Source organism: Paraburkholderia sp. BR14320, from assembly GCF_040948665.1.
Lineage (GTDB): Bacteria > Pseudomonadota > Gammaproteobacteria > Burkholderiales > Burkholderiaceae > Paraburkholderia > Paraburkholderia youngii.
In genome coordinates, this window is record NZ_JBFPKG010000024.1 from 107,290 (window position 1) to 116,182 (window position 8,893).

The window sequence follows — 8,893 nt, forward strand, 5'->3', positions numbered from 1 at the left end:
CGCGAAGCGAGGATGCGATGATCGAAATCACGAATGTGCACAAGAGTTTTGGCTCCGTACCTGTTCTCAAGGGCATTTCGCTCAACGTGAACCAGGGCGAAGTGGTCTGCCTGATCGGTGCGTCGGGCTCGGGAAAATCAACCCTGCTGCGATGCATTAACGCGCTGGAGTCCTACGACGAAGGCGAAATTCGCCTGCTCGGCGAGCGCGTCGAGCAGCGCGCGCGCAACATCAACCAGTTGCGCACCCAGGTCGGCATGGTGTTTCAGCGCTTCAATCTGTTTCCGCACCGCACCGCGCTCGAGAACGTGATGGAAGGGCCCGTGCACGTCAAGCGCCAGGCGCGCGCGGACGCGCTGCGCGACGCGTCTGAATTGCTCGACAAGGTGGGATTGGGCCACAAGCTGCACGCCTATCCTCATCAGCTTTCGGGAGGGCAGCAGCAACGGGTGGCGATTGCCCGCTCGCTCGCGATGAAGCCCAAGGCGATCCTGTTCGACGAGCCGACCTCGGCGCTCGATCCGGAACTGGTCGGCGAAGTGCTCGGCGTGATGCGCACCCTTGCGCGCGAAGGCATGACGATGCTGGTCGTCACGCATGAAATGGGCTTTGCGCGTGAAGTGGCAGACCGCGTGTGCTTTCTGCACGCGGGACTCATCATCGAGGAGGGCACCGCGCAGCAGGTGCTGGGTTCGCCGCGCGAGGCGCGTACCCGCGAATTCCTGCGCCACGTGCTGAGCAATCGCAGCGACGCTCACGTGTCACCGGACGGCATGGCGGGAGCCGCGGCATGAACGGCAGATTCGTACGCTTGGGCGAGACGGCTCGCGCCAAAGTCGAGCTGACGATCGACGGTGAGACCGTCGAAGCGCTGGCCGGCGACACGTTGCTCACCGCGATGCTGTGCTCGGTGCGGCATGTGCGGCGGTCCGAATTCGGTGCTGAAAAGCGCGCCGGCTTTTGCCTGATGGGCGCGTGCCAGGATTGCTGGGTATGGACCGCGGACGGCGAGCGGCTGCGCGCCTGCACCACCGTGGTCGAAGCAGGCATGCGCGTCGTCACGACGCAACCGGAGGGCCCATGGGCGAACCTCGCATCGTAATCGTCGGCGCCGGGCCCGCAGGGGTGCGCTGCGCGGAGACATTGCTGGCGGCCGGCATCCGCCCGATCGTCGTCGATGAAGGTCGGCGCGATGGCGGGCAGATCTACCGGCGCCAGCCCGACGGCTTCACGCGGCCGTACGCGAAGCTGTACGGCACTGAAGCCGCGCGCGCGGAGGACCTGCATCGCAGCTTCGAGCGACTGCGCGCGCAGATCGATTACCGTCCTCAGACGCTCGCGTGGAACGTTGCGCAAGGCAAGCTGCATATCGTGCACGAAGGACACGCGAGTTCGTTGGGCTACGACGCGCTGATCCTGTGCCCCGGCGCGACGGACCGGCTCATGCCGGTCAAAGGCTGGCAGTTCGCCGGGACCTACAGCCTCGGTGCCGCGCAGATCGCGCTGAAGTCGCAGGCCTGCGCGATTGGCCGCCAGGTCGTATTCATCGGGACCGGCCCACTGCTGTATCTGGTTGCGAACCAGTATGTGCAGGCGGGCGCCAAGGTAGCAGCGGTACTCGACACGTCGACGACCGGTGCGCGGCTGCGTGCGCTGCCCAAATTGCTGGCGCGCGTCGACGTGTTGCGCAAGGGCCGCGCGCTCGTGGCGGCATTGAAGCGCTCGGGCGTGCGGGTCGAAAACGGCATCGAGCCGCTCGAAATTCTCGGCACGCCGGACGACGGCGTGCTTGGCGTCCGCTTTCGCGATGCGCGCGGCAACGTCGCGCAGACCGATTCCGACGCGGTGGGGCTCGGCTATCACCTGCGTCCGGAAACCCAGTTGGCCGACCTTGCGCGCTGCGCGTTCCGTTTCGATGCGCCGACGCGGCAATGGGTGCCGCAAATCGATGAACTCGGACGTGCTACCGAAAAGGGCGTCTACATCGCCGGTGATGGTGCGCGCGTGCTCGGCGCGGATGGCGCGGAGATCGCCGGACGGCTCGCAGCCTACGCTGCACTGAGCGATCTCGGGCGTGCGGTGCCGGCCGCGACGCTCGCCACGTTGACGCGCGAACAGCGCAAAATGGAGCGCTTCCGGCGCGGTCTCGCTGAAGCGTTTGCGTGGCCTGGCGGGCAGGCGGCCCGTCTGTCCGACGATACGATCGTTTGCCGGTGCGAAGGCATCACCGCCGGCGAACTGCGCCGCGTGGTGCGCGACGAAGGCGCGCAGGAAGCGAACCGCGCCAAAGCGTTCAGCCGCGTCGGCATGGGACGCTGCCAGGGACGTTACTGCGGCCATGCGGGCGCCGAGGTGATCGCGGCGGCCGCGCACGTGCCGCTCGAGCAGGTTGGCAGGCTTCGCGGGCAGGCACCCGTGAAGCCGCTGGCCATCGCAACCGTGGAGGATACCGAATGAACCGCGCACAAGCCGATGTGCTGATCGTGGGCGGCGGGTTCATGGGTGCCTCCGCCGCATTTTTTCTGAGGCAACGGGGCCGCTCGGTGATCCTGCTCGAGCGCCAGCTCGTTGGTCAGCAGGCGAGCGGTACCAACTTCGGCAACGTGCGCCGGCAAGGGCGCTTTCTGCCGCAACTGCCGCTTGCGAACCGTTCGCGCGAAATCTGGGGGCGTCTGCCCGAACTGATCCAGCACGACGCCGAGTTTCTGATGTCCGGCCATGTGCGCGTCTGTTATCGCGAAGAGCAGGCCGATCAGTTCGAAACGTATGCGAAGGAGGCCGCGCACTACGGTCTCAAGCTCGATCTGCTGCGCGGCGACGCGCTGCGCGCACGGTTTCCGTTTCTCGGTGCCGAGGTGCTGGCGGGCTCGTACTCGCAAATGGACGGGCACGCGAATCCGCGGCTCGCGGCGCCCGCGTTTGCTCGCGCGGCGGCGCGGCTCGGCGCGCAGATCGTCGAAAACTGCGATGTCGTGACAGTCGAAAAAGAGGGCGCCGAGTTTCGCGCGACGAGCGCAGAGGGCCGTACCTTCCATGCCCCGGTGCTGCTGATCACAGCGGGCGCGTGGGGCAATCTGCTCTCGGAGCAGTTTGGCGAAGCGGTGCCGATCGCCGTCAACGGCCCGCAAATGGCTGTGACCGAACCTGTGCCGTATGCGATCCAGCCGGTGGTCGGCGTGTCGTCGCCGCAAATCGAGGAGGTCGTGTACTTCCGCCAGGTCGCGCGCGGCAATATCGTGATCGGCGGCTGCGCGCGTGCGCCGGCGTATCTCGACGAACGCCGCGCGAAAGTCCTGCCGCAAAGCACGTTGCTGCAGTTCAGGCAGTTGCAGCGCGTCGCGCCGATGCTGCGCAGGCTGAACATCATCCGGGTATGGAGCGGCGTCGAAGGCTATATGCCCGACGACCGGCCGATCATGGGCGCGAGCGGTACGACGAGCGGCCTGTTCTATGCGTTCGGTTTTTGCGGCGCGGGGTTCCAGCTGGGGCCGGGCGTCGGCGACACGATGGCCGAACTGATCGACACGGGCGCGACCAGCACGCCGCTCGAGCCGTTCGACATCCGCCGCTTCGCGGCCGGCCGGGGCGCTTCGCCGGCGGCTCCTGCCGCGTCGCGCGTTGCGTGAGCGGAGCGTCGATGCTGAGCCCGAGCCGAACCTCGTCGTCATCAGCGGCGCCCGATCTCGCGGGCGCGAACCGCCATGCGCGACGTGTGCCGGATCGAGTGAGCGGCGCCGTCGAGCGCGCGGTCAACTTCATCGATGCATGTTTCGCCGAGCCGATCAGCCTGGCCGAAATGGCCGCCGTCGCGGAGCTGAGCATTTCGAGGTTTGCGGTGCGCTTCAGCGCGGAGATTGGCGTGTCGCCGCAGCAATACGTGAGGCTGGTGCGGGTACGGCATGCGCAACGCCTGCTGCGGCGAGGCATGCCGCCGTCGATCGTCGCGGCCGAGGTGGGCTTCTTCGATCAAAGCCATCTATGCCGGCATTTCAAGCGCGTGCTGGGCAGAACGCCGGGTGAGTGGCTGAGCACCAACGGCTGATTGCAAGCTGAAAGCTCACCGGGCCCGCGACCGCTTCATTGATGCCGTTGCGAGAACAGTGTTTCCAGCGGGTATTCGGATTTCACGAACGGCGTCTTGATGATCACGTAGCTGAAATACTTCTCGATGCCAATGTCGCGCTCCAACAGTCCTTCGATCACACTCTGATAGTGGTTGACGCTGCGCGTGACGAACTTCAGCAAATAATCGTATCCGCCGCTCGCCAGATGGCATTCGATGATCTCCTCCACGGGACGGATCGCCGCCTCGAACTTGGCGAAGTCTTCGCGGCGATGGTCGGCAAGCGTGACCTCGGTGAACACGATCTGCACGTCGCCGAGTTTCTGCAGCTGGATGTGTGCGCCGTAGCCGACGATATAGCCGGCCTTTTCAAGCCTTTTCACGCGAATCAGACAGGGGCTCGGCGAGAGCCCCACGGCGTCAGCAAGCTCGACGTTCGTGATGCGGCCTTTTTTCTGCAGTTGCGAAAGAATACGCAGGTCGATCCGGTCCAGCTTCGTGTCGCCGCTTGTCGTCATGTATCGGTCTGCCCGTCGAAGGTTCTGCTTTTCGCTGCATCGCGCTTCGCGTGAGTCAAGCGACGCGCAGGCCGATGTTATCACGCGCTCAGGCGGCTGCGCGGCTCGCGCCGCGCAACGCGGCACGCACCTCCGCATGGTCGAGCACTTCGTCGAGCGTGCGCCGCAAACGGCCGAACAGCTGGTCGAATTCCGCCTCGCCGAAGCAAAGCGCGGGCGCGAAACCGAGGATGCTGTCGCCGAACGCGCGGAACACGAGGCGGTTGCGGTAGGCCGCTTCGGCGATCCGGTCCGGCAGCTGCAGCGACGCATCGAAGCGTGCGCGCGAATCCTTGTCGGCGACGAGTTCGAGCGCGCCGAGCAGGCCGCGATGACGCGAGTCGCCGACCAACGGATGATCGAGCAGCGCGTCGAGCCCGACGGCAAAACGCGGCGCCTGCTCAATACCGTTAGCGAGCAGACCGCCCTCCTGATAGAGACGCAGCACTTCGAGGCCGATCGCGGCGCTGACCGGATGCGCGGAGTAGGTCTGGCCGTGACCGACCACTGCGGTATCGCGCGCATCGCCCGCGATGCCCTGGTAGATTTCGTCGGACATCAGCACCGCGCCCATCGGCGCATAGCCCGAGGTCAGCCCCTTCGCCACCGTCATCAGATCCGGCTCGACCTGTTCCGCCTCGCATGCGAACAATGGGCCGGTACGACCGAAGCCCGTGATGACTTCGTCGGCGACGAACAGAATGTCGAGACGGCGGCACGCGTCGCGCATCGCCTTCAGCCAGCCGACCGGCGGCACGATCACGCCGCCCGACCCCTGGATCGGCTCGCAGAAGAACGCGGCGACGTTCTCCGCGCCGAGTGAGGCCACCTTCGCTTCGAGCGCGGCGACCGACGCGGCGATCAGTGCCTGCGCGTTGTCGCCTTGCGGCTGACGGTATGCATAGGGCGACGGCAGGTGGTGCTGGTGCGGCAGCGGCAGATCGAAGTTGCGGTGAAACGCGGGCAGCGCGGTGAGCCCCGCGCCGACGCTCGACGATCCGTGATAACCGCGCTCGAGCGCGATCATCTGCTTTTTCGCCGGACGCCCCGTCGCGTTGAAGTAATGCGTGATGAAGCGGACAGCCGAGTCGATCGCATCGGAGCCGCCGAGCGTGAAGTAGACGTGCTGCAGCGAAGCGGGGGAGAGCGCAACCAGCTTTTCGGCCAGTTCGATGGCGGGTTCCGACGAGAAGTGGAAGTAGGTGGTCGCGTAGGGCAGCTTCGTCATCTGCCGCGTCGCCGCCTCGACGATGCTCTGCTGGCCGTAGCCGACGTTCACGCACCACAGGCCCGCGAACGCGTCGAGCAGTTCGTTGCCGTCGATGTCGCGCAGATAAGCGCCGTGTCCGGATTCGAGTACGGTGGTGCCCCGCGCTTCGTGCGCGCGGTAGTTGATGACCGGGTGAATCAGATGCTTGCGGTCGGCGTCGATGAGCGATGTTCTTGACATGGTGGTATTTCCCGCAGGTTGCGATCAGGTGAGCGTCACCCCTTGATAGTAGCGAGAGCCGCATGCGAGCCGTTCCGCCAAAAAAATGCTCAAAGAGCGCAAGCGCAGCGTTTTCTACCCCACAGACGGCATTTTCTGCCGCGCGTGCTTAATAGCGACGCAAACGCGAGTTCAGCCGAGCGTTCGTGGCCGCGTCAGGTCAGCGACTGCGTGATCACCGCATACTGATGTAGCGGGCCGTCGCCGCGGCTGGGCTCGGAACGGGGTTGCGCGGATGCGATCCGCCGCATCCTGACGACCGTCTCCGTGGGTGCGAGGCCGAGGCCGGTTAGCCACGTTCGCAGGCCTTGCCCGTGCGGCACGTCGATGCGGACCAGCGCGCCTTCGTTCAGCGCGAGCCAATGACGGATCAGCGCTTTGGCGTGCACGGCGCCCGGGCTCGCGCCGGCGACCACGGGGCCGATCAGGAAACCGCGCCCGAAGCGACGGAACATCGAGAAGCCGAGTAGTTCGCCGTCCCGATCGAGCGCGATACCGTCGGCGAGGTCGAGCAGTGGCGGCAGCACGTGGCTGCGGTCGAGACCGCTCGCGCGCGATGCCAGCTCGACGAGTTGCACGGCGTCGCTCGCGCCGAGCGGGCGCAGCCGCTCGTTGGCGGCCAGCGCGACGAGCGGCGGACGGAACGCCGCGCCCTGCATCTGGTCGAGTGCGCCGCAGGCCTCGAAGCCGAGCGCGTCGCACATGGGCTGGGCAGCGTCGGTCGCATAGAGCGTGATGTCGCGCGTGCCGATCTCGTCGAGTGCGTAAGCGAGCAGCGTGCGGCCGATACCCAGGCCGCGGTGCTCCGGCGCGACGATCAGCATCCCGAGCGTCGCCTGATCCGCGCCGAACTTCCAGCACACGACGGTGCCGACCAATGCGCCTGCCGTCTCGGCGACGAAACCGATTCCCGTGTGCGCGGAGAATCCCCAGTCTTCACGGCGATGCGGCCAGCCGATCGCGGCGGACAGGCGTTGTGCGGCGGGCAGGTCGTTGGCGGTCAGGCGTCGGTAGGTGACAAGTGCGTGCGTGGTTGAATCGGGCACGGGGTGCTCCGTGATTTGTCGGCCGTGCCGCGACTGTTGCACGTTGCTCGCGCGTTGACTAGTACGAACTTGTCATCGTCGTGGGTGCCGCGCCCGGCGAGGCGCCGCTGCGCCCGTGCCGGGCATGCCACGCGAAATGTGTGGTTCGGTCGTGCAGATTGCGTGCGGCGTGCTGAAACGGCCAATTTTGTCGGTGCAATCCGCGGTGCGCTCGCCGCTACGATGATGTGCATGCACCGACGCCTCGCTTCGAAGATCGCACACGGCGCCGGGCTCGCGCGTCAGGGTCAATGCCAGGGGCGGCAAATCATGCTGTTTGGACCACGCAAAACCATGTTTTCGAATGGTCGAATCCAGCGATACGCGATCAACGCCATTTTTTGCGGTGCTTAAATCGATTCATGCAGTGCCGCCGCGCCGCGACCAGCACGCGGAGCGCCGTCGAACACCAATGCTGGATATCCCGCGTTCAATCACCAGTGAGGAGCAGTTCGCATGTACGACGACGAAATCAAAACGGGCGGTTTCAGCCGCCGCGACATGATGCGTTTGCTGGCTGCCGGCGGCTTGCTCGCCACCGGCGCGGGAGGCTTGCTGGCGGGCGCTCGCCCGGCGCTTGCGGCAGCCGCGCCGAAGAAAGGCGGCAAGATCCGGGTCGCCTACGACTCATCGTCGACCGCGGATACGCTCGACCCGGCCAAGGGATCGGCAGGTGCTGACTACATCCGCTTCTTCATGTTTTACAGCGGCCTGACGCAACTCGACAGTTCGCTGACGCCGCGGATGAATCTCGCCGAAGCGGTGGACACGAGCGATGCGAAGGTGTGGGTGATCAAGCTGCGCAAGAGCGCGACCTTCCACGATGGCAAGCCGCTTGCGCCCGCCGATGTCGTCTACTCGCTGATGCGTCATAAGAATCCGGCGACTGCTTCGAAGGTGAAGACGCTGGCCGATCAGTTCGTGGAAGCGAAGCAGACCGGCCCCAACGAAGTCACACTGACGCTCGCGTCGCCCAACGCGGACTTGCCGGTGATTCTCGCCACGCCGCAATTCGTGATCATCAAGGACGGCACGACCGACTTCACGACGGCCGTCGGCACCGGCCCGTACAAGGTGAAGACGTTCAAGCCCGGCGTCTCGACAGTCGGCGTGCGCAATGACAACTTCTGGAAGACGGGCGGCGGCCCCTACCTCGACCAGATCGAGCTGATCGGTATCGGCGACGACGCGGCGCGCATCAATGCGCTGCTGTCCGGCGATGTCCACCTGATCAACGCGGTCGATCCGCGCTCGACGCAGCGCATTGCCGCGACGCCGGGCTATGAGGTGCGCGAGACCAAGTCGGGTCTCTATACCGATCTGATCATGCGACGCGACAATCCGCTGACCGGCAACCCCGATTTCGTGCAGGGCATGAAGTATCTGTTCGATCGTGACCAGGTCCGCACGGCGGTGTTCCGCGGCTATGCGGTGGTCGGCAACGATCAGCCGATTCCACCCAGCCACCGTTACTTCAATGCGTCGCTGCCGCAGCGGCCGCACGATCCGGACAAGGCGAAGTTCTACTTCCAGAAAGCCGGAGCGATCGGGACGGCGTTGCCGCCGATCTACGCGACGACCGACGCGAACGGCTCGATCGAAATGGGCGTGCTGCTGCAGCAGTCCGCCGCGAAGATCGGCGTGAACCTGAACATCAACCGCGTGCCGGCCGACGGTTACTGGTCGAACCACTGGATGA

At 65.7% G+C, this 8,893-nt stretch carries 9 protein-coding genes; 6 read left to right on the forward strand and 3 right to left on the reverse strand.

All coding sequences use genetic code 11. The annotated features are described in order from the left end of the window. The first annotated feature begins 17 nt into the window (after positions 1-17). Genes AB3X89_RS22240 through AB3X89_RS22260 form a run of 5 tightly spaced genes read left to right on the forward strand, consistent with a single transcriptional unit; the run spans position 18 to position 4,042 of the window. Complete coding sequence (locus AB3X89_RS22240; protein ID WP_368585187.1) at positions 18-794, forward strand: amino acid ABC transporter ATP-binding protein; 777 nt, start codon at positions 18-20, stop codon at positions 792-794. Next, positions 791-1,102, forward strand: coding sequence for a (2Fe-2S)-binding protein (locus AB3X89_RS22245; protein WP_368585188.1), 312 nt, complete (start codon positions 791-793; stop codon positions 1,100-1,102). Before AB3X89_RS22240 ends, AB3X89_RS22245 begins: the two co-directional genes overlap by 4 nt. After that, a complete protein-coding gene (locus tag AB3X89_RS22250; RefSeq protein WP_368585189.1) occupies positions 1,081-2,457 on the forward strand; it encodes an FAD-dependent oxidoreductase in 1,377 nt (458 codons plus the stop codon). The genes AB3X89_RS22245 and AB3X89_RS22250 overlap by 22 nt, the downstream gene beginning before the upstream one ends. Beyond that, positions 2,454-3,626: an NAD(P)/FAD-dependent oxidoreductase gene (locus tag AB3X89_RS22255; protein WP_368585190.1), complete on the forward strand. Its 1,173-nt coding sequence runs from the start codon at positions 2,454-2,456 to the stop codon at positions 3,624-3,626. Before AB3X89_RS22250 ends, AB3X89_RS22255 begins: the two co-directional genes overlap by 4 nt. Before the next feature lie 11 nt (positions 3,627-3,637). Further along, positions 3,638-4,042 (forward strand): helix-turn-helix domain-containing protein, encoded by a 405-nt coding sequence (locus tag AB3X89_RS22260; protein WP_368585191.1) that lies wholly within the window; start codon positions 3,638-3,640, stop codon positions 4,040-4,042. Between the two features lie 35 nt (positions 4,043-4,077). On the opposite strand, the gene AB3X89_RS22265 is transcribed toward AB3X89_RS22260, so the two are convergent. From AB3X89_RS22265 to AB3X89_RS22275, 3 genes are all read right to left on the reverse strand, one after another. Further along, a complete protein-coding gene (locus tag AB3X89_RS22265) occupies positions 4,078-4,581 on the reverse strand; it encodes an Lrp/AsnC family transcriptional regulator (protein WP_176110758.1) in 504 nt (167 codons plus the stop codon). 88 nt (positions 4,582-4,669) lie between these two features. Further along, complete coding sequence (locus AB3X89_RS22270) at positions 4,670-6,070, reverse strand: aspartate aminotransferase family protein (RefSeq protein WP_368585192.1); 1,401 nt, start codon at positions 6,068-6,070, stop codon at positions 4,670-4,672. Positions 6,071-6,264: 194 nt separating this feature from the next. Then, positions 6,265-7,155 (reverse strand): GNAT family N-acetyltransferase, encoded by an 891-nt coding sequence (locus AB3X89_RS22275; RefSeq protein ID WP_368585193.1) that lies wholly within the window; start codon positions 7,153-7,155, stop codon positions 6,265-6,267. A gap of 495 nt (positions 7,156-7,650) precedes the next feature. Between AB3X89_RS22275 and AB3X89_RS22280 the strand changes: the two genes are divergently transcribed. Next, a partial coding sequence (locus AB3X89_RS22280) for an ABC transporter substrate-binding protein (RefSeq protein ID WP_368585194.1) occupies positions 7,651-8,893 on the forward strand: 1,243 nt, incomplete at its 3' end.

Bases quoted from the DNA above. Each gene is read 5' to 3' on its own strand.
- AB3X89_RS22270 (WP_368585192.1), bottom strand. From the start codon at position 6,070: ATGTCAAGAACATCGCTCATCGACGCCGACCGCAAGCATCTGATTCAC.
- AB3X89_RS22250 (WP_368585189.1), top strand. From the start codon at position 1,081: ATGGGCGAACCTCGCATCGTAATCGTCGGCGCCGGGCCCGCAGGGGTG.
- AB3X89_RS22255 (WP_368585190.1), top strand. From the start codon at position 2,454: ATGAACCGCGCACAAGCCGATGTGCTGATCGTGGGCGGCGGGTTCATG.
- AB3X89_RS22260 (WP_368585191.1), top strand. From the start codon at position 3,638: ATGCTGAGCCCGAGCCGAACCTCGTCGTCATCAGCGGCGCCCGATCTC.
- AB3X89_RS22265 (WP_176110758.1), bottom strand. From the start codon at position 4,581: ATGACGACAAGCGGCGACACGAAGCTGGACCGGATCGACCTGCGTATT.
- AB3X89_RS22240 (WP_368585187.1), top strand. From the start codon at position 18: ATGATCGAAATCACGAATGTGCACAAGAGTTTTGGCTCCGTACCTGTT.
- AB3X89_RS22245 (WP_368585188.1), top strand. From the start codon at position 791: ATGAACGGCAGATTCGTACGCTTGGGCGAGACGGCTCGCGCCAAAGTC.